Origin of the sequence: Streptomyces sp. NPDC048484, from assembly GCF_040651415.1 — a bacterium.
Taxonomy (GTDB): domain Bacteria; phylum Actinomycetota; class Actinomycetes; order Streptomycetales; family Streptomycetaceae; genus Streptomyces.
In genome coordinates, this window is the sequence record NZ_JBEZJY010000017.1 from 98,633 (window position 1) to 116,947 (window position 18,315).

Below are 18,315 nucleotides of genomic sequence, written 5' to 3' on the forward strand. Positions count from 1 at the left end.
AGCCACTTGATCCGGCTCATGCCGCCCTGTATCGGGCAGTCCTCTCACGCATCGCTCACGCGCTGCTGGCTCCTGCGCAGCGCGTGGTCAGATCTGGCCGAGGCCGATCTCCACGGGGAAGGGGGCCGCTACCTTGAGGGCTCCGGTGAATACGTCTCCGTCCCGGTAGGTCTTCGTCGCGGGGTCGAGAACGTAGGTGTACACGAGAGGAACGCCTGTCGCGGCCTGCTCGATACGCCAGTAGAAGCCGATGCCTGCCTTGGCGTACTGGTCGACCTTCACGATCCGGTCGGTGGTCTCCGAGCCTGGCGACACCACCTCCGCGACCAGCAGCACGTGCTCAGGGCGGGTGGGGGTGATGTCGATCGTGTCTGCGCGGTACACGACGACGTCCGGTCGCCGATTGGTGAGCGGGACGTCCTGAAGCCGGACGTCGAAGTCCGTGTCGGCGTTCCACTCCGCGCCCGCGGCGGCATCCAGGGCGTTCGCCACAATCCGGGCCAGCCGGTTGTGCCGTTTGGACGCACTCGGACTCACGACGACCATCCCGTCCACGATCTCGATACCGGCGCACTGCTCATCGGACCAGGACTCGTACTCCTCCGCCGTGATCTGCTCATGCATCCACGCCGGGGCCATCATCTCGGCCGTCATGAAGCACCTCCCGGACACTGTGCTGCGGGCCAGATCCCGCTGGGCTCAGCGTAGTGTCTGCCATCCGTCCGGCACGCTTGGTGCCGGAGAGCCGTACGAGAGGGCCGCCCCATCGCACTGTCGCGGTGGGGCGGCTCCTTGCGTCTCCCCGGCTCCGGATCAGCCGCGCGGTCGGCGGCCTTCCTGCCAGGCCCGGTGAATCGCAGCAGCGGCCGCATCCCAGGCCAGCCGCTCGATCTCCTCGGGTACCTCCCGCTTGTCGAGCACGAAGAGTCGGCCACCGACGAGACGAGTGGCCGTCTTCCAGCCAAGACGGCGCCCCGCCTCCCGAGCGGCACCCCGGACATCCCTGAGCTTGCCCATCTCGGCAAGATCGTCGCCGCTCAGGATCAGCTGCCCGTAGTAGCCCTGGTACTCGGGCTTGAGGGCGGCCCGCATCAGCGACTCAAGGCGATCGATCAACTTCTCGTACCGGCGCCGGGCCAGCTCATCCTTCACGGGCATCCTGCACAGCTCGAGATCGAACCCGAGGCGCGGGATTGGCTGGAGCTGCTTCCGTTCCGCCTCTACCGGCGGGTGGAGGACAAGACGGACCGTCTCTTGGGCAGGCCGACGACGCTCGGTGAGCCGTACTCGCGTCACCTGGGCGGCAAGCTGCGTGAGCTGCGCTTCGAGCTAGACGGCGAGGCCGTGCGCATCCCGTACTGGCTTGCTCCCGGGCAGCGGATCGTTCTGTTGACGGTGTTCCGTAAGACGAGGATGCGTGAGGCGGCGGAAGTCGAGCGGGCGCTTCAGGCCCTGAAGGTCTGCGAGGCCGAGCACGACCGGGCCGAGCACACCTACGATCGGCGCAAGGAGAGTTGATGAGTCACAGTACGTGGAGGACGCGCCGGGCCCGGCAGCTTGCGGGTGAGGCGGTGGAGTGCGACCAGGAGTACGTCGATGCGCGGCTGGCCGGCGATCTCGGGCAGGCGGTCTACGACCGTCGGATCGAACTCGGCCTGTCCCAGGCCGAGCTGGCCGAGCGGGCAGGGATGACACAGCCTCAGGTGTCCCGGATGGAGGGCGGCGACACCGTGCCGACGCTCCCGCTGCTGCGACGCCTGGCCAAGGCGCTGGACGGCACCCTGAACCTGGCCATCGACGAGGGCGACTCCCGCGTCACCTTCACCCCGCATGCCGCCTGAAGCCGAACCACCGAAGGACCCGGACCATGATCGGTCCGGGTCCTTTTGCCTGGTGCCCCCGGCAGGATTCGAACCTGCGACACCCGCTTTAGGAGAGCGGTGCTCTATCCCCTGAGCTACGAAGGCGGGGCTTGTGTGAAACCTTGCGTGGGACTCGATGGCGAGTCGTGGCCAGGTCTCCCGGGCAAGCCCTGAGCGATCTGGATCGAGCCGCTGCGGTGACGAGGCACGCGGTATACCGCGCGACACGCCGCAGCGCCCGCCAAGAGCGCTCGGCCCACAGACTACCGGATCGGGGCTCAGACGGGCGCCGGTGCCTGGCGGCCGGGCGGAGGCGTCAGGTCGTGGGCTTGAGCAATGAGCCTCCTTCGGCGTACGGCGTACGGCGTACGGTGCGTGGCTGGGCGAGTTCTGCGCGAAGCCGGAGCGGGGGGCAGGGCCCGGGGGGCCAGGGCGTCTCACGTGCTGCACGGCGGCCGAGGCGCCCGGCCGGTCAGGCTCGCAGGTATGCGAGGACGGCCAGCACTCTGCGGTGGGTCTCGTGTGCCGGAGGCAGGTCCAGCTTGGTGAGGATGCTGCTGATGTGCTTGCCGATCGCGGCCTCGGAGACCACCAGCTCGTCTGCGATCGCCCCGTTGGACTTGCCCTCCGCGATCAGCGTCAGCACCTCGCGCTCGCGCGGCGTGAGCCGCTGCAGCGGATCGCGGCGCCTGCGCAGCAACTGGCGCACCACCTCGGGGTCGATCACCGTCCCGCCGTCCGCGACCTCGCGCAGTGCGTCGACGAACTCCTCGACCTGGCCGACCCGGTCCTTCAGCAGGTAGCCGACGCCGGATCCGTCGCCGGAGTCCAGGAGTTCGGAGGCGTACGTCCGTTGCACGTACTGGCTGAGGACCAGGACCGGCAGCGTGGGCCGCTTCTCGCGCAGCCGCACCGCGGCGTGCAGCCCCTCGTCCTGGAAGCCGGGTGGCATGCGCACGTCCGTCACCACGATGTCGGGGGCGTGCTCCTCGACCGCGGCGACCAGAGCCTCCGCATCCCCGACGGCCGCCACCACCTCGTGACCGCAGCGGCTGAGCAGGCCGATGAGTCCTTCCCGCAGCAGCACGCTGTCCTCGGCCAGCACTACGCGGAGTGATCGGCTGCCTCGGTCAACTCGCAAGGAAACTCCACAAGCAGAAGGGTCGGGCCGCCCGGCGGACTGGACAGGGCAAGTCTGCCATCGAGAACCGACACCCGGTCCGCGAGGCCGGTGAGCCCGCTGCCCGCCGAAGTGTCCGCACCTCCGCGGCCGTCGTCGCGCACCTGGAGGAGCAGGCGGCCGTCACGGTGATCGCCGCTCACCTCCGCGCGACCGGCCCCGCTGTGCTTGGCGACGTTGGCGAGTGCTTCGCAGACCACGAAGTACGCCGCCGACTCCACCGCCCGGGGCAGCCGGCCCGGCAGTTCGAGGTCGACGTCGACGGGCACCACGGAGCGGTCCGCGGCGTCGGCGACCGCGGCCTGCAGGCCGTAGTCCTCGAGGACCTTGGGGTGGATGCCCTGGATGAGTTCGCGCAGCTCCGCGAGTGCCTTGCCTGCCTCCCCGTGGGCCTTGGCGAGCTGGTCGGCGAGTGGGCCGGGCGGTGCGTCCAGCCGGGCCAGGCCGAGGATCATCGCCAGGGCCACCAGCCGCTGTTGGGCGCCGTCGTGCAGATCACGCTCGATGCGGCGCCGCTCCGCCTCGAAGGCGTCCACCAACCGGAAGCGGGAGCTGGCCAGTTCGACCACCCTGGCGTCGAGTTCGCCCTCGCGGGAGGCGATCAGCAGCCGGGTCAGCTGGGCGCGGGCGCCGGCCGCGACACCGAGCACGTAACAGCACAGGCCCATGAGGAGCAGGCCCAGCACGGCGACGCCGAACGCGGCCGGCCACGTGGTGACCGTCCACTGCTTGAGCACCTTCGTCTCGTCGTCGCCGCCCACCGTGGCCATCAGCAACGGGGTGGCGACCATGGACAGCGGGAAGAGCAGGGCAACCGTGATCGCCAGAGCGTCGACCGGCCACAGCAGCCCGGCGAACAACAGCGTGTACCCGAGCTCCCGCCAGGTCGCCTGCTCGCGCAGGCGGGTGGTCAACCAGGCCCACAGACCCGTCGCGGCCGGCTCCTGATGCTGGCCGGACGTCGGATCGTGGTCGATCAGGCGCAGCCTGCGCCGTTCCACCCAGGCCACCGGAATCCCGCTGAGGGCGATCACGACGAGCAGGGGAAGCCCCACCACGACGATGGCGAGCGCCCCGCAGACCGCCGCGACCGTCACGATCGCCACCAGGGCGGCGACGCCGGTCACCGCGCCGGTGAACAGGTACGCGACAGAGCGCCAGGGCCAGGCCGAGAGCAGGAAGCCCGGCCGGGACATGGCCTGCCACACGTTCCGAGGGTGCATGGGGATCACCGTAGGAGGGCGGACCCGCTCGGTGCCATCGGTCCAGGGCGTGGACTCGGGGTAGGCCTGGCCCTACCTCAGGTCTCGTCCCTGCCGCACTGCGTCGTGAGGGGCTCTCGCGGTTTGGTGGAGGCATCTCGGAGACGGAGACGGAGACGGAAACCGAGGCCGAGACCGAGGCCGAGACGAGGGTTGCAGGTTGTGACCTGCGGCCTGTCATCTGCCACACCGTCTCGGGGACCCTGGCCGCCTCGGTCGCCTCGGGAACGGCCGGTGCCCGACGTGTAGGGCGCCGCTTCCCGAAGTTCCGTCCCGCCCAGGTGCGGGGGAGTACCGACACCGACATGAGTGGGAACACATGACCGATGATGCGATCCAACTGCGCTCCGTAACCCGGCGGTACGGCTCAAGCGGCTCGTCCGTCACCGCCCTCGACCAGGTATCGCTCGGCTTTCCGAAGGGGACGTTCACCGCCGTGATGGGGCCTTCCGGCTCAGGCAAGTCGACCCTGCTGCAGTGCGCCGCGGGCCTCGACCGGCCCACCTCCGGCTCGGTCACCGTCGGCGGGACCGAGCTGACCGAGCTGAGCGACACCAGGCTGACCCTGTTGCGCCGCAAACGCATCGGCTTCGTGTTCCAGGCGTTCAACCTGCTGCCCTCGCTGACCGCCGAGCAGAACGTGGCCCTGCCTCTGCGGCTGGCCGGCCGCCGTCCCCCGAAGGCCCGGGTCCGCGAGGCGCTGGAGCAGGTCGGACTCGGCGAGCGGGCCCGGCGCCGGCCGACGGAGATGTCCGGCGGCCAGCAGCAGCGCGTCGCCCTGGCCCGCGCGCTGATCACCCGCCCCGAGGTGGTCTTCGGCGATGAGCCGACCGGCGCGCTCGACTCGCAGACCAGCCGCGACGTACTCGTCCTGCTGCGCGGCATGGTCGACCGCGAGGGCCAGACGATCATCATGGTCACCCATGACCCGGTCGCCGCCTCCTACGCCGACCGCGTCGTCCTCCTCGTCGACGGCCGTGTCAACGGCGAGCTGATCGGCGCCGGTGCCGAGGACATCGCCGCGCGCATGACCAAGCTGGAGGCCGTGCCGTGCTGAGCACCGTCCTGTACGCCCTGTACGCCCTGCGCACCCGCTGGGTCACCTTCGTCGGCAGTTTCGTCGCTCTCTCGCTGGGCGTGGCGCTGATCGCCGTGATGGGGCTGGCCCTGGCGTCCTCGCTGGACGCACCCGACCGCGGGCCCGAGCGGTTCGCTGCGGCCCCGGTGGTCGTCAAGGGCATGGACACGCTGCGGGTGCCCACCCCGAACGGCGACCGGACCCAGAAGCTCGCGCAACCGCGCACCGTACCCGCCGACGTCGTCGCGAAGCTGGAGGACCTCGGGACCGTCGTCGAGGACCGGTCGTTCCCCGTACGGGTCCTGGACGGCGTACGGGCCCTGGACGGCGTACGGGCTCAGGGTGGACCCGGCGATCTGGTGGGGCATCCATGGTCCACCGCCGCTTTCGCGCCGTACCGGCTCGATGCCGGACGCGCGCCGAAAGCCGCGGACGAGGTCGTCGTCAGCGGCGACTGGGCCCGGCCGGGCACACGGATGCGGACCGACACCGGCACCGTACGGGTCGTCGGCACCGTGGCCGGACTCGGCTTCGAGAACGCCGTGTTCCACACCGGCGCCCGCGCCGCCCAGCTGGCGCCGCGCAGCGTCCAGCTCGTCGTCGACGCGGACGCGGCGGCCGTACGCGAGGCGGTGCGCGGCAGCGACGGTGTCCAGGTCCTGACCGGCGACGCGCGCCGGTACGCCGACGCTGATCCCGACCGGGACAGCAAGGCCCTCACCGCGATGAACGCCATGTTCGGCACGGCCGGCGGTGTCACCGGGTTCGTGTCGGTGTTCGTGGTGGCGTCGACCTTCGCGTTCGCGGTCGCACAGCGCCGCCGCGAGTTCGGGCTGCTGCGCACGGCCGGGGCGACCCCGGGGCAGATCCGCCGCATGGTCGTCTCCGAGGCCCTCCTGGTCGGCGTGCTCGCCTCGGCGACCGGCTGCGTGCTCGGCTCCCACGGAGCGCCGAAGCTCGCCGGGTGGGCGGCCGACGAGAGCCTCGCGCCCCAGTGGTTCACCATCGGCGACTACACCTGGCCGTACCACATGGCCTTCTGGACGGGCCTGCTCGTGGCGTTGTCCGGAGCGCTGGCCGCGTCCTGGCGGGCAGGGCGCACCAGCCCCACCGAGGCGCTGCGCGAAGCGGCCGTGGACGCCCGGGCGATGACGTGGGGCCGCTCGCTGTCCGGCGCGGCCCTGCTGTTGACCGCCGTCGTGACGCTGGTCCTGGCTCTGGCCTCCGACCCGGGCGACCTGCTCCATCGCAAGACCTATGTGAGCCGGCCGATGCTGTTGATCACCGCGACGGCGCTGCTCGCGCCGGTGCTGGTGGGTCCGCTGGTCCGGCTGATCGCCTGGCTGCCTGCTCAACTGCCCGGCGCCACCGGCATGTTGGTGCGGGAGAACGCCGCGGCCGGCGTCCGGCGCACGGCCGCCGTCGCGGCGCCCGTCCTGGTCACTGTGGCGCTGGCGGGATCGCTGCTGGGCGCCACCGCCATCATCAACGAGGCGAAGGCCACCGAGGTCCGCGAGCAGACGGCTGCCGACTTCGTGGTCACCCCTGCGGGTGACGCGGGTGGCGTGGGTGACGCGGGCGACACGGGCGACGCCGGCTTCGACGACGCGACGCTGGAGAAGCTGCGCGCCGTGCCCGGCGCCGAGGTCTCGGCGACCTCGTCGAGCGCCGTGTACGCCCTGGAGGAGGGCGTTGCGCTCATCAAGTCGCAGGCCCGAGCTGCTGATCCCCGCCTGTTGGCCGACACCGCCCGTCTGCCGCTCGCCGCCGGGAAGGTGAGCGACCTGGACGACGACTCGATCATCGTCAACGAGGAGTGGGAGCGGCACTCCGTCGGGCAGAGCGTGGACGTGTGGCTCGGCGACGGCAGGAAGAAGTCCCTGAAGATCGCCGTGGTCATGTCGATCGGCACCGGCAGCAACGGTGTTTACGTCACGCCACGTAACGCTCCGAACGAGCCCGTCGACCGGGTCGACATACGTCTCGTGCGCGGCGCCGACACGGCCGATGCGGCGGACCTGGCCGTCGTGGCCGATGGACTGCGGGACGCGGTGCGGGCGACGGGCGGGGAGGTGCGCACCAACAAGCAGTGGGTGCGGGCGACGTATCCCGAGACCAACCGGACGACCCGGACGGGCTTCCTGCTGGTCCTCGGCATCGCCCTGCTGTATGCCGGCATCTCGCTGGCCAACACCATGGTCATGGCGACCTCCGACCGGGCTCGTGACCTGGCTGTGCTGCGGCTGGCCGGGGCCACCAGAGGGCAGGTGCTGCGGCTGGTGGGCGCCGAGGCGCTGATGGTGGTCATGGTCGGTGGAGTGCTGGGAACACTGGTCGCCGGGCTCAACCTGATGGGCATGTGGGTCGCGCTGGGCCTGCTCTCGGTGTGGACGCCGGTCGAGCTCCCGTGGGCAACGCTCGGTGCGACCGTGGGCGCCTGTGTGGTGCTCGCCGTGGTCTCGGCGGTCGCCTCGGCAGGCCTGTCCCTGCGCCGTAGAGCGGTGGAGTTGGCGGGCGTACCGGAGTGACCCGAGACCGGGACTGGGACTGGGACTGGGATCGAGAGCGGGACCGGGGCCGGGGCCGGTCCCGGCCCCGGTATTCGGTCAGAAGCCCTGGCCCGAGCCTGGCCGGTCTCCGTCGGCGGCTTGTTCGATCGGCGGAACGTCCGGGAGCGGGGACTTCTCCTCGCCGCGGAAGGTGAAGGTCTTGGTCTCGCTTTCGCCCTCACCCTCGACCTCGGTATCGACGACCACGATGTGGCCGGGGCGCAGTTCGCCGAAGAGGATCTTCTCCGAGAGGGTGTCCTCGACCTCGTCGAACAGGACGACGGAGAACGGCTTGCGGCGGACCTTCTCGGTCAGCTGCCCGCCCTCCTCGTAGCCCACATAGCCGGGAGGCGAGCCGAACAGCCGCGAGACCGTGTGCTTCTCACTGAACTCCGACATGTCCAGCGCTAGTTGTCGGGTTCACCGGCGAGTGTGCGGGCCGCGTCGATTTCCTTGTCGTCCAACCCCCAGTGCCCGGCGTCCCGGTCCTGTTTGGCCTGCTCGTCGATCCAGCGGTTGTGGGCCTCCCACGCTGCCTGCTTGCTGGTGCCGAGGGCGGCGCCGATCTGCGACCAGGATGCTCCGGCCCGGCGGGCGGACCGTACGGAGAGCTGACGGCCGTAGGCGGCCTTGCGGGCGAGTACCTCGCCCAGGGCCAGGAGTTCCAGGGCCTCGTCGCGTCGCAAAGGGGCCGCGTCGTCGTCGACCGTGGAGGGTTCGTCCGTGCCGTCCGTGCCGCCCTTGTTGTCCTCGTCCTCGTCCTCGTCGTCCGCGGATGGCGCGAGGGCGTCGCGTGTGCGCAGCGCATCGAAACGCGCTGCGGCGGACATCAGCGTGTACCGACGTTCAAGCTCATCAGGAGTACCCATGCCTTCACCCATGCCTTCACCGTGCCATCAAGCCACCTTGACGTCAAGGCATCCTTACGGTGGTAGGGGGTGGCGGTCGATGCATGCCCTCAACGCCAGTCCGGTGCTCTCGACGCCGACGGAAGCACACTCTCGATCTTTGCCCGCATCTCTCGCATGACCGCGATCACCCGGGCCTCGTGCGGCTCGCTGAGCCGGGCCACCGGGACCGAGCAGCTAATGGCGTCCGTGGCGGGGGAGTCGTAGCGCAGGGCGAAGCCGAAGCCCGTGATGCCGATCACCGTTTCCTCGCGGTCGATCGAGTAGCCGCGAGCGCGCACTTCCGCCAGGTCGGCGAGCAGGGTCGTGCGGGCGGTGTGCGTGTTCTCGGTGAGGGCGGGCAACGAGTCGTCGGGAAGCGGGAGTTCGTCGTCCGGGCGTTCGGCGAGCAGTGCCTTGCCGAGCGCGCCCGCGTGGGCAGGGACCCGGCGGCCGACCCTGCTGATGGTCCGCAGGTATTCGTGGGACTCGCGGGTCGCGAGGTAGACCACGTTCGGGCCGTCCAGTCGCGCCAGGTGGATCGTCTCGCCGAGCGCGTCCGAAGCCTCGTCGAGGTAGGGGCGTACCACCTGGACGTGCGGGTCGCTGTCGAGGTAGCTCGTGCCCGTGTGCAGGGCGCGGATTCCGATGCCGTAGAGGGACCCCGTCGTGTCGGAGCGCACCCAGCCGCAGTCGATGAGGGTCTGCAGCAGCTGGTACATGCTGCTGCGCGGTACGCCCAGTTCCTCGGCCAGTTCGTCCAGGCGGGCGGGGCGGTCGCCGCGAGCGGCGAGCAGTTCCAGCAGTGCGACCGTGCGGGCCGCCGACTTCACTCCGCGGACCCCGCTGCTCTCCGGCATGGCCCCATCGTAGATCCGCAATCCGCAATCCACGGTGTCGTGCCCATTGACCACGTCCGGTTCATCGACCTAACCTCCGTTCCCATACATGTACGCCATCTGCATATAGAGATGAGATCAGAAATGCGGCTCAGTGCGGACACCGAAGCAGTGGCCCAGCGGCTGCGCGACGGCATGGCGGGCGGAGTGTTGTCCTTCCCCCTCACCAGCTTCCGCGAGGACGGCGGTCTCGACCTGGAGTCCTACCGGGTTTACCTGACTGCTCAGTTGGCCACCGGGCCGGACGCGCCCGCCCCTGGCGACGCCCTCCCCGGCGCCGTCGTTCCCAGCGACGCCCTCCCCGGCGCCGTCTTCCCCGCCTGCGGTACCGGCGAGTTCTTCTCGCTGGACGAGGACGAGTACCGCGCGGTCGTCGAGGCCACGGTCGAGATCGCCGACGGCCGGCTGCCCGTGGTCGCGGGCATCGGCTACGGCTGGGCGCAGGCGCTGCGCTTCGCCCGGATCGCGGAGGAGGCCGGCGCGGACGCCCTGCTCGTACTGCCCCACTACCTGGTCGGCGCCCCGCAGGACGGCCTGGTCGAGCAGCTGCGCCGGATCGCCGGCGGCACCCGGCTGCCGCTCATCGCGTACCAGCGCGGGCAGGTCGCCTTCACCGCCGACAGTGTGCGACGCATCGCGGAGATCCCCACGGTCATCGGCCTCAAGGACGGGCACAGCGATCTCGACCGGCTGCAACGGCTCACGCTCGCCGCCCCCGACGGCTTCCTCTTCTTCAACGGCGCCTCCACCGCCGAGATCCAGGCTCGCGCGTACGCCACCGTCGGCGCCCCCGCCTACTCGTCGGCCGTCCACGCCTTCGCCCCCGAGATCGCCGGCGCCTTCTTCACGGCCCTGCACGCGAACGACGAGGCCACGCTCACCAGGCTGCTGCGCGACTTCTACGTCCCGCTGGTCGAGTTGCGTGATCGCGTGCCGGGATACGCCGTCTCGCTCGTCAAGGCCGCCGCCCGGTTGCGCGGTCTCCCGGTCGGCCTCGTACGGGCCCCGCTCACCGACCCCGACGCCGCCGACCTCGCGGAACTGGAGGCGATCCTCGACGCCGGCCTCGCCCTGGTCGGAGCGCCCCGCCGACGCGCCACCGCCTGACGTACCGCCTGACCCACCGACCGACGTACGTACTGCCTGACCCACCGCCTGACACACGGCCAGTTCAAAGGGGAACTGCATGCCTCTGCTCGTAGTCGGGATCAGCGTTCTGGTGCTGCTGTTCCTGATGACCCGGATGAAGCTCAACGGCTTCGCCGCGCTCCTGCTCGTGGCGGTGGGTGTCGCCCTCGTACGGGGCATACCGGTGGCCGACATCCCGGACATCCTCGCGGAGGGCATCGGGGGTCAGATCGGCGACACGATGCTCACCATCGGGCTCGGCGCCATGGTCGGCAGGGTGATGGGGGACTCCGGCGCCGCCCAGCGGATAGCGAACAAGCTGCTGGACGCCTTCGGACCGCGCTGGGTCCAGGTCGCCATGGTGGTCACGTCCATGCTGATCGGCGTGACCATGTTTTACGAGGTCGCGTTCATCATCATCGTGCCCATCGCGTTCACCCTCGTCAGGGTCACCGGGGCGAAGCTGCTCTGGGTCGGCCTGCCGATGTCGATCGCGCTGTCCACGATGCACAGCTTCCTGCCGCCGCACCCCGGCCCCACCGCGGTGGCCGCGACCTTCCACGCCTCCGTCGGACACACCCTGTTCTACGGCCTGTTCATCGCCGTCCCGGTGGGCGCGTTCATCGCCCTGCTGTGGCCGCGGCTGCCGTTCATCAAGGCCATGAACCCGTCCATCCCCAAGGGCCTGGTCAGCGAGCGCGTATTCGAGGACGAGGAGATGCCCGGCCTCGGCTGGTCGCTGTCCGTGGCGCTCTTCCCGGTCGTACTGATCGCGGGCGCCGCGGTGATCGACATGGCGGCCTCGGGCGACAGCCCGTTCCTGCACTTCGTCGCCTTCATCGGCTCGGCGCCGATCGCGCTCATGCTGACGCTGCTCCTGGCGATCTGGGCCTTCGGTCCGCGCATCGGCCGCAGCCTGGCGGACGTCAACGCGTCCTGCACCTCCGCGGCCCAGTCGATGGCGATGATCCTCCTGGTGATCGGCGCGGGCGGTGCCTTCAAGAACGTCCTCGTCGAGGGCGGCATCTCCGACTACATCGCGGACGCCACCGACAGCTGGTCCATCTCGCCGATCATCCTGGCGTGGCTCATCGCGGTCATCCTGCGGGTCGCGCTCGGCTCGGCGACCGTCGCCGTCGTCACCGCCTCCGGCGTGGTGCTGCCGCTCCTCGCGGGCAGCGGGATCCACCCCGAGATCATGGTGCTCGCCGTGTCCTGCGGGTCGATCGCCTTCTCCCACGTCAACGACCCCGGATTCTGGCTGTTCAAGGAGTACTTCAACCTCTCGGTCATCGAAGCGATCAAGGTCCGTACCACCTATACGACGGTGCTCGCGATCCTCGGCCTGGGCGGCGTCCTGGCACTGGAGTGGGTCCTCGACATCCTCAGCCTGTGACGTCCGTGCTGCCTGCGCCTGCGCCTGCGCCTGCACCTACACCCGCGCCCGTGCCGATGCCCGTGCTTGCGCCCGTGCCTGTGTTGCACGTACTGCCCGTACTGCCCGTACTGCCTGTGCACGCCGGCCCCCGACTCCGACATCTCCTCAGCCAAGGACTTCGATACGCATGAGCCAGCCGACCGTCACCGAGTTCGCCGTCTATCCCGTCGCCGGCCGCGACTGTATGGAGCTGAACCTCTCCGGCGCCCACGGCCCCTACTTCACCCGCAACATCGTGGTCCTCAAGGACTCCGAGGGACGTACGGGACTGGGGGAGGTGCCCGGCGGCGAGAAGATCACCGGAACACTCCGGGACGCCGAATCCCTGGTCGTCGGCTCGAAGGTGGGCGACTACAAGCGTGTCCTGCGCGCGATAGGGGATCGCTTCGCCGACCGTGACTCGGGCGGCCGCGGGGCCCAGACCTTCGATCTGCGCACCACCGTGCACGCCGTCACGGCCGTCGAGTCGGCGCTGCTCGACCTCCTGGGCCAGCACCTCGACGTACCGGTCGCGGCGCTCCTCGGCGACGGTCAACAGCGGGACTCTGTACGGGTGTTGGGCTACCTCTTCTACGTCGGCGATACCGGCCGCACCGATCTGGAGTACGTCCGTGAGCTCGACTCGGACGTCGACTGGTACCGCGTCCGGCACGAGGAGGCGTTGACGCCCGAGGCGATCGTCCGACAGGCCGAGACCGCGTACGACCTGTACGGCTTCCGGGACTTCAAGCTCAAGGGCGGTGTGCTGACGGGCCAGGAGGAGGTCGAGGCCGTACGGGCGATCAAGGACCGTTTCCCGGAGGCGCGGATCACCCTGGACCCGAACGGGGCGTGGTCGCTGCGCGAGGCCGTCGAGCTGTGCAAGCCCCTGGTCGGCACGCTCGCCTACGCCGAGGACCCCTGCGGGGCGGAGGGCGGTTACTCCGGGCGCGAGATCCTGGCGGAGTTCCGCCGCGCGACCGGTCTTCCGACGGCCACCAACATGATCGCCACCGACTGGCGGCAGATGACCCATGCCCTGGCGCTCCAGTCGGTCTCCATCCCACTGGCCGACCCGCACTTCTGGACGATGCAGGGTTCGGTGCGCGTGGCGCAGCTCTGCAACGCGATGGGGCTGACCTGGGGATGTCACTCCAACAACCACTTCGACATCTCGCTTGCCATGGTCACGCACTGCGGTGCGGCGGCCCCGGGGGAGTACAACGCCCTGGACACGCACTGGATCTGGCAGGAGGGGCTGGAGCGGCTCACTGTTCGGCCGCCTCGCATCGTCGACGGTGAGATCGCTGTTCCGGATGCGCCCGGGCTGGGTGTGGAGCTGGACATGGAGCGGCTGCTCGCCGCACACGAGTTGTATCTGCAGAAGGCGCTGGGGGCCCGCGACGATGCCGCGGGGATGCAGTACCTGGTGCAGGACTGGCGGTTCGACGCGAAGCGGCCCTGCTTGGTCCGTTAGCTCTCCGTTTAGTTCTCCGCCAGTTCTCCGCGCCGGGAGGCGCGTAGCGGGCGTGGCGGGCGTGGCGGTGGGTCTGCGGGTTCGCTGCGGCCGGTCGCGTAGTTCCCCGCGCCCCTGAAAGCGGGGCTGCGCCCCAGCTTTCATGCCGGTGGGGGCGCGAGCAGCCCCCACCGGCCCGCAGACGCGTGCGCTCCGGCTATGCGACAGGCACCCGGGTGAACCGCCCCGCCACCCGTAGGTCCGCCTCGATCAGCCCGGCCGTGGCCGACAACTCGGGCAGCACCTCGCCCACACACTGCTCGACCGTCCGCCGTGAGCTGTGCATGGCCACGTTCACGGCCGCCACGACCCTCCCCGTACGGTCCCGGACCGGGGCCGCGATCGACCGCAGTCCCTCCTCCAACTCCCCGTCGACCAGGGCGTACCCGGTCTCCCGTACGCGGTCCAGGGTGGCCGCGAGGGTTCCCGGGTCGGTGACGGTGTGCGGGGTCAGCGCGTGGAGGCCGGTCAGGAACGGGCCCCGCTCGGCCGGTGACAGGTCGGCCGTCATCACCCGCCCCAGCGAGGTCGCGTACGCGGGCAGCCGTGTGCCGACCGTGATGTTGACGCTCATGATGCGGCTGGTGGCGACGCGGGCTGTGTACTGGATCTCGTCGCCCGCCAGGACCGCCAGCGACGCCGAGTCGTGCAGCCGGGCCGCGAGATCGGCGAGGTGCGGGGCCGCGATCTGCGGCAGCGTCGTACGGGACAGGGGCGGGAAGCCGAGGGCCAGGACCCGGGGGGTGAGGGTGAAGGTCCGGCCGTGGGACGTGACATGGCCCAGGTGTTCCAGGGTGATCAGCGCACGGCGGGCCGTCGCTCGCGCGAGGCCCGTCGCCTGCGCCACCCCGGTGAGCGTCAGTTCGGCGCGGCCCTCCCCGAAGGCCGTGATCACGGTGAGTCCGCGGGCCAGCGACTCGATGAACTCCCGGCCCAGCTCCTGTTTCGAGGCGCCGGTCCAGGTGGCGAGCCCGGCGGAGGCGGCGGGCGGCTGGGCGGGGGCCCCGTGCAGGTCCCGTTCCATGGCGCGTACGGTCGCCCGCAGCCGGGGCAGCATGGTGTCCCGCAGCGAGTCCGCAGTGTGGCGGCTGGTGTGGCTCACCACGCTCACCACACAGGCGACCCGCCCGCCACGATCCCGTACGGGCACCGAGACGGCGACGAGACCCGGCTCGATCAACTGGTCGTCGAGGGCCCAGTCCTGGATGCCGGCTTGACGCGTCCGTTCCTCGAACCCCTCGTCCAAGGTGGGGTGTTCACGCGGAGGCACCGCCGGAAAGCCCCGGTCCTGCGGATCCGCGGCCCGCCGGTCCCGCCACCGCGTCCAGTCCTCGGAGGTCCACTCCGTGGCGAACAGCGGGCCCGGCGCGGTCCGTTCGGCCGGCAGCAGATCGCCGATACGGAAACTCAGGGACATCGCGCGCCGCCGGGTGGCCTGGTGGATGAAGCGGATCCCGTCCCGGTCGGCCACCGCGAGGGACACCGACTCGTCCAGCTCGTCCGCGAGCGCGTCGGCCCGCGTGTCCAGCAGCCGGGGAAGCCGCAGCGCGGCCAGATAGGCGTTGCCCAGCTCCATCAGTCGTGGCGCGAGTACGGCGTCCCGGCCGTCCAGGCGCAGGTATCCCATGCGGGCCAGGGTCGCCGCGATGCGGTCCACCGTGGACCTGGCGAGGCCGGTGGCCTTCTCCAGGCCGCTGAGGCTCTGCGTGCCGCCCGCCTCGGTGAGCCGGTGCAGCACGGTGATGCCGCGCATCAGCGGGGCGACCGCCTCGGCGGGAGTGACTGACTCGGCGGAGGCGAATGCCCCGGCTGGATGGACTGTGCCGGCGGGAGTGACTGCGTCGGCGGGAGTGACTGTGTCGGGCTCGGCAGGTGTGAGGTGGGTCGGTGGCATGGCTCCCCATTACGGTGTCCCGAACACGGTAATGAACGCGGGGCGCTCCGGGGGTCCCTCCGTGGTCACAGCCCCGCGCCCCGGTCGGGGCGGCTGTGACCAGGTCCTAGCTGGGCGTACCGCGGGTCACGTACACGCGGTGGTTGCCCGTGGGGTCGGCGCCGGCGACCGTGATGCGGATGCCGGTTTTCAGGTCCTTGAAGTACTGGCCGGGGGAGAAGGGGGCGTCGGACAGCTCGGCGTGGACGTTCGGGCTGCGGGTGCAGCCGCCGCTGTCCTTCGTGGAGTCCACCACCGAGATCGGGCCGTGGCCGGTGTCGACGTCCGCGTCGACCTTGTAGATCAGCACGCCCGTCTTGCAGACAGACTCGTCGTTGCCCGCCTGGGTACGCAGTTCGACCGCGTACCCCGTCTTCGCGTCGACCGGGACGAAGACCAGTTTGCCGCCGGTGCCGGGCTCGGCCATCGGGGTCAGCAGATGCTCGGTCGTACCGGATCCGGCAGCCGCGCAGCCGACCTGGGTGTCGTCGAGCCAGCCGAGCTTCCACTTGTGCCAGCCCAGCAGGTCGTTGTCGGCGCCCCAGTCCTCGCTCATGATGTCCCAGTGCCCGACCGCGCCGCCCCCGTCCTGGGTGTAGAGGTCGGGCAGTCCGAAGACATGGCCGTTCTCGTGGGGGAGCACGCGGTAGCCGGTCTCGGCGTACGAGCCCGACCCGTCGTCCTGCCGGCTGTAGACGAACGACGCGTTGGCGACGGGCACCCCGTCCGCGACCGGCGCCTCGGTGTTGCCGGCGAAGGTGACGGAGAGGACGGTGTCCAGGGCGGAGGGGCCGGCGTTCGGGGTCATCAGGACGTTCAGCAGGTCGAAGTCCCGGAAGTTCACCTTCGGGTCGGCGGTGGTCACGATGTCCTGGACCAGCTCGCGGTAGCCGGGGTCGAAGGGGGCGCCGCGTTCTATCCCGTACCCCTTGAACGGCTTGGGCATCCGCAGCCAGTCGCCTATCGGGGCCCGCGGGCGGTAGTCGAGGCGGCCGTACGAACTGGTGCGGAACCAGGCGGTGGTCTGCGGGAAGAACTCGCCGAAGCGGTCGAGCGCGCTGCCCTGGCCGGGCGCGTCGGCGAAGTCGATCATCAGGTTCAGGGCCCGGACGGTGCCGGTGGAGCGCGCGTAGCCCGTGGGGGTGGGGATGCCCTCCGACATCTGCACGCCCTTCGAGCCGCTGATCATGCAGGGGCCGAGCGGGGAGGACCGGGCCCGTGCGACCGGTCCCGCCGCCGAGGTCGAGCCGGCTGTCAGATGCCCGGGCCCGGCGGAGGTGCTGACCGCCAGGGTGAGGAACGCGACCGAGGCGAGGGCTGCGGTGCGGCGGAGCGGGCGTATCCGACGGCTGGTCGGCTGCATGCAGAAGCCTTTCGCTCCAGGCAGCCGGCCGTTTCTGGCTGCACCCTGTCCGATCACCCTGGGCCGCCGAATGAGCGGGCGCGCGCTGGAGGAGACCGATCGTGGGAGTTGGCGAGGCGTGACTCAGGTCACAGTGAATCTCTTCGGGATCGGGAAATAACCGGGGACCCTCTCCCCGTTTAGCCCTGTGTCGGCGCGAAGCGGGGAGAGGTTCCCCAGATCGTGCGGACGGCAGAGATCAGAGAGAACTGAAGACCCAAGATCCAAAGACTCGAAGATCCAAAGACTCAAAGACCAGAGAACCAAAGACCACCGAGAGAAGCTTCGAAGGAGTACATCGTGGAGACCGCTACCGCCGCACAGCGCAAGGTGTCCCGCCCGCGGGCCGATGCTCTGCGCAACCGGGAGCGGATCGTCGCCGCCGGACGAGAGATGTTCGTCGAGTTCGGTGCCGAGGTGCCGCTCGACGAGATCGCCCGCCGGGCCGGCATCGGCAACGCCACGCTGTACCGCAACTTCCCGGACCGGGCGGCCCTCCAGCGTGAGGTCGTCTGCTCGGTCATGGACCGCGTCTCGGAACAGGTCGAGCAGATGCTCGCCGAGACCGGGGACGCCTTCGAGGCGCTCTCGCGGTTCGTGCACACGTCGGCCGACGAGCGGATCGGCGCCCTGTGCCCGATGCTCTCCGCGACCTTCGACGCGAACCACCCCGACCTGGTCGCCTCGCGCGAGCGGGTCGAGGAGCTGATCGAGACGCTCATGGAACGCGCCCGTCAGACGGGCCGGCTCCGCCCCGACGTCGCAGTCGGGGACCTCATGGTCGCCCTCACCCAGCTCACCCGGCCCCTGCCGGGCACCGCGTGCCCGAACATGGACCGCTTCGTACACCGCCACCTGCAGCTGTTCCTGGACGGGCTGCGGGCACCCGCCCGCTCCGAACTGCCCGGCGAGGCCGCGACCATGGAGGACCTGCGACGAGCATGACCGACTAGCCCGACCGGGCCGCGGACCGACCGGACCGATCGACCGATCAGATTCGCGCACTCCGAGAGTCACTACTCACACGTCACTCGCACGTCGTCACTTGCACCTCACTACTCACACCTCACTACTCACACCACAGCCACCGGTCGTCACCGATACGGACGTCAAGGAGGGCGTCGACAACGAAGTCGACGAAGACGTCACCGGTGACGAGTCGTCCCCTCCGTCACGTTTTTTCGCCACGAAGTCCTGAAGTG

Annotated in this window: 16 protein-coding genes, 1 tRNA gene and 1 pseudogene; 8 read left to right on the plus strand and 10 right to left on the minus strand. The window is 70.3% G+C overall.

The features are described 5' to 3' along the window. Positions 1-87 precede the first annotated feature (87 nt). Both AB0D14_RS18910 and AB0D14_RS18915 read right to left on the minus strand, forming a co-directional pair. Positions 88-654: a Uma2 family endonuclease gene (locus AB0D14_RS18910; protein WP_362780280.1), complete on the minus strand. Its 567-nt coding sequence runs from the start codon at positions 652-654 to the stop codon at positions 88-90. A 159-nt stretch (positions 655-813) separates the two neighbouring features. After that, positions 814-1,158: a hypothetical protein gene (locus AB0D14_RS18915; protein ID WP_362780436.1), complete on the minus strand. Its 345-nt coding sequence runs from the start codon at positions 1,156-1,158 to the stop codon at positions 814-816. On the opposite strand from AB0D14_RS18915, the gene AB0D14_RS18920 reads away from it, so the two are divergent. Together AB0D14_RS18920 and AB0D14_RS18925 are read left to right on the plus strand one after the other, a co-directional pair. Next, on the plus strand, positions 1,144-1,518 hold the full coding sequence (locus tag AB0D14_RS18920; RefSeq protein WP_362780438.1) for a type II toxin-antitoxin system RelE/ParE family toxin: 375 nt from the start codon (positions 1,144-1,146) through the stop codon (positions 1,516-1,518). The two genes, AB0D14_RS18915 and AB0D14_RS18920, sit on opposite strands and share 15 nt — an antisense overlap. Further along, positions 1,518-1,841 carry a helix-turn-helix transcriptional regulator gene (locus tag AB0D14_RS18925; RefSeq protein WP_362780282.1) on the plus strand — a complete coding sequence of 108 codons (324 nt, stop codon included), beginning with the start codon at positions 1,518-1,520 and terminating at the stop codon, positions 1,839-1,841. The genes AB0D14_RS18920 and AB0D14_RS18925 overlap by 1 nt, the downstream gene beginning before the upstream one ends. Before the next feature lie 50 nt (positions 1,842-1,891). Here AB0D14_RS18925 and AB0D14_RS18930 read toward each other — a convergent pair. The 3 genes from AB0D14_RS18930 to AB0D14_RS18940 form a co-directional block, all read right to left on the minus strand. Beyond that, a tRNA-Arg gene (locus AB0D14_RS18930) sits at positions 1,892-1,967 on the minus strand. A 367-nt stretch (positions 1,968-2,334) separates the two neighbouring features. Then, positions 2,335-2,967, minus strand: coding sequence for a response regulator transcription factor (locus tag AB0D14_RS18935; RefSeq protein ID WP_362780284.1), 633 nt, complete (start codon positions 2,965-2,967; stop codon positions 2,335-2,337). Continuing rightward, on the minus strand, positions 2,967-4,265 hold the full coding sequence (locus AB0D14_RS18940; protein WP_362780285.1) for a sensor domain-containing protein: 1,299 nt from the start codon (positions 4,263-4,265) through the stop codon (positions 2,967-2,969). Before AB0D14_RS18940 ends, AB0D14_RS18935 begins: the two co-directional genes overlap by 1 nt. 358 nt (positions 4,266-4,623) lie before the next feature. Between AB0D14_RS18940 and AB0D14_RS18945 the strand changes: the two genes are divergently transcribed. Further along, positions 4,624-5,361 (plus strand): ABC transporter ATP-binding protein, encoded by a 738-nt coding sequence (locus AB0D14_RS18945; protein WP_362780288.1) that lies wholly within the window; start codon positions 4,624-4,626, stop codon positions 5,359-5,361. Beyond that, a complete protein-coding gene (locus AB0D14_RS18950) occupies positions 5,355-7,910 on the plus strand; it encodes an ABC transporter permease (protein ID WP_362780291.1) in 2,556 nt (851 codons plus the stop codon). The genes AB0D14_RS18945 and AB0D14_RS18950 overlap by 7 nt, the downstream gene beginning before the upstream one ends. 78 nt (positions 7,911-7,988) lie before the next feature. On the opposite strand, the pseudogene AB0D14_RS18955 reads toward AB0D14_RS18950, so the two are convergent. The 3 genes and pseudogenes from AB0D14_RS18955 to AB0D14_RS18965 form a co-directional block, all read right to left on the minus strand. Beyond that, a pseudogene (locus tag AB0D14_RS18955) lies at positions 7,989-8,342 on the minus strand (AAA family ATPase); the annotation flags it as partial. Beyond that, the gene (locus AB0D14_RS18960; protein WP_362780292.1) at positions 8,339-8,812 is read right to left on the minus strand and encodes a hypothetical protein; all 474 of its coding nucleotides are present in this window, start codon (positions 8,810-8,812) and stop codon (positions 8,339-8,341) included. The gene AB0D14_RS18960 and the pseudogene AB0D14_RS18955, both read right to left, overlap by 4 nt. Positions 8,813-8,889: 77 nt before the next feature. Further along, a complete protein-coding gene (locus tag AB0D14_RS18965; RefSeq protein ID WP_362780294.1) occupies positions 8,890-9,678 on the minus strand; it encodes an IclR family transcriptional regulator in 789 nt (262 codons plus the stop codon). A 123-nt stretch (positions 9,679-9,801) separates the two neighbouring features. On the opposite strand from AB0D14_RS18965, the gene AB0D14_RS18970 reads away from it, so the two are divergent. The 3 genes from AB0D14_RS18970 to AB0D14_RS18980 all read left to right on the plus strand — a co-directional run bounded on the left by AB0D14_RS18970 (position 9,802) and on the right by AB0D14_RS18980 (position 13,739). Continuing rightward, a complete protein-coding gene (locus AB0D14_RS18970) occupies positions 9,802-10,824 on the plus strand; it encodes a 5-dehydro-4-deoxyglucarate dehydratase (protein ID WP_362780295.1) in 1,023 nt (340 codons plus the stop codon). 79 nt (positions 10,825-10,903) lie between these two features. Beyond that, positions 10,904-12,241, plus strand: coding sequence for a gluconate:H+ symporter (locus tag AB0D14_RS18975; protein WP_362780296.1), 1,338 nt, complete (start codon positions 10,904-10,906; stop codon positions 12,239-12,241). Positions 12,242-12,410: 169 nt separating this feature from the next. Further along, complete coding sequence (locus AB0D14_RS18980; RefSeq protein WP_362780298.1) at positions 12,411-13,739, plus strand: enolase C-terminal domain-like protein; 1,329 nt, start codon at positions 12,411-12,413, stop codon at positions 13,737-13,739. 196 nt (positions 13,740-13,935) lie between these two features. Here the strand turns inward: AB0D14_RS18980 and AB0D14_RS18985 are convergent, their stop codons facing one another. Then, a complete protein-coding gene (locus AB0D14_RS18985) occupies positions 13,936-15,531 on the minus strand; it encodes an IclR family transcriptional regulator C-terminal domain-containing protein (protein ID WP_362780441.1) in 1,596 nt (531 codons plus the stop codon). A gap of 247 nt (positions 15,532-15,778) precedes the next feature. After that, positions 15,779-17,074, minus strand: a complete 1,296-nt coding sequence (locus AB0D14_RS18990) for a M6 family metalloprotease domain-containing protein (RefSeq protein WP_362780301.1) — start codon at positions 17,072-17,074, stop codon at positions 15,779-15,781. Between the two features lie 339 nt (positions 17,075-17,413). Between AB0D14_RS18990 and AB0D14_RS18995 the strand changes: the two genes are divergently transcribed. Next, positions 17,414-18,058 (plus strand): helix-turn-helix domain-containing protein, encoded by a 645-nt coding sequence (locus AB0D14_RS18995; protein WP_362780304.1) that lies wholly within the window; start codon positions 17,414-17,416, stop codon positions 18,056-18,058. Positions 18,059-18,315: the final 257 nt, after the last annotated feature.

Excerpts from the sequence above, each read along its gene's own strand:
- AB0D14_RS18965 (WP_362780294.1), bottom strand. The coding sequence starts at position 9,678 with ATGCCGGAGAGCAGCGGGGTCCGCGGAGTGAAGTCGGCGGCCCGCACG.
- AB0D14_RS18940 (WP_362780285.1), bottom strand. The coding sequence starts at position 4,265 with ATGCACCCTCGGAACGTGTGGCAGGCCATGTCCCGGCCGGGCTTCCTG.
- AB0D14_RS18980 (WP_362780298.1), top strand. The coding sequence starts at position 12,411 with ATGAGCCAGCCGACCGTCACCGAGTTCGCCGTCTATCCCGTCGCCGGC.
- AB0D14_RS18925 (WP_362780282.1), top strand. The coding sequence starts at position 1,518 with ATGAGTCACAGTACGTGGAGGACGCGCCGGGCCCGGCAGCTTGCGGGT.
- AB0D14_RS18960 (WP_362780292.1), bottom strand. The coding sequence starts at position 8,812 with ATGGGTGAAGGCATGGGTACTCCTGATGAGCTTGAACGTCGGTACACG.
- AB0D14_RS18975 (WP_362780296.1), top strand. The coding sequence starts at position 10,904 with ATGCCTCTGCTCGTAGTCGGGATCAGCGTTCTGGTGCTGCTGTTCCTG.
- AB0D14_RS18990 (WP_362780301.1), bottom strand. The coding sequence starts at position 17,074 with ATGCAGCCGACCAGCCGTCGGATACGCCCGCTCCGCCGCACCGCAGCC.
- AB0D14_RS18915 (WP_362780436.1), bottom strand. The coding sequence starts at position 1,158 with ATGCCCGTGAAGGATGAGCTGGCCCGGCGCCGGTACGAGAAGTTGATC.
- AB0D14_RS18970 (WP_362780295.1), top strand. The coding sequence starts at position 9,802 with ATGCGGCTCAGTGCGGACACCGAAGCAGTGGCCCAGCGGCTGCGCGAC.
- AB0D14_RS18985 (WP_362780441.1), bottom strand. The coding sequence starts at position 15,531 with ATGCGCGGCATCACCGTGCTGCACCGGCTCACCGAGGCGGGCGGCACG.
- AB0D14_RS18945 (WP_362780288.1), top strand. The coding sequence starts at position 4,624 with ATGACCGATGATGCGATCCAACTGCGCTCCGTAACCCGGCGGTACGGC.
- AB0D14_RS18910 (WP_362780280.1), bottom strand. The coding sequence starts at position 654 with ATGACGGCCGAGATGATGGCCCCGGCGTGGATGCATGAGCAGATCACG.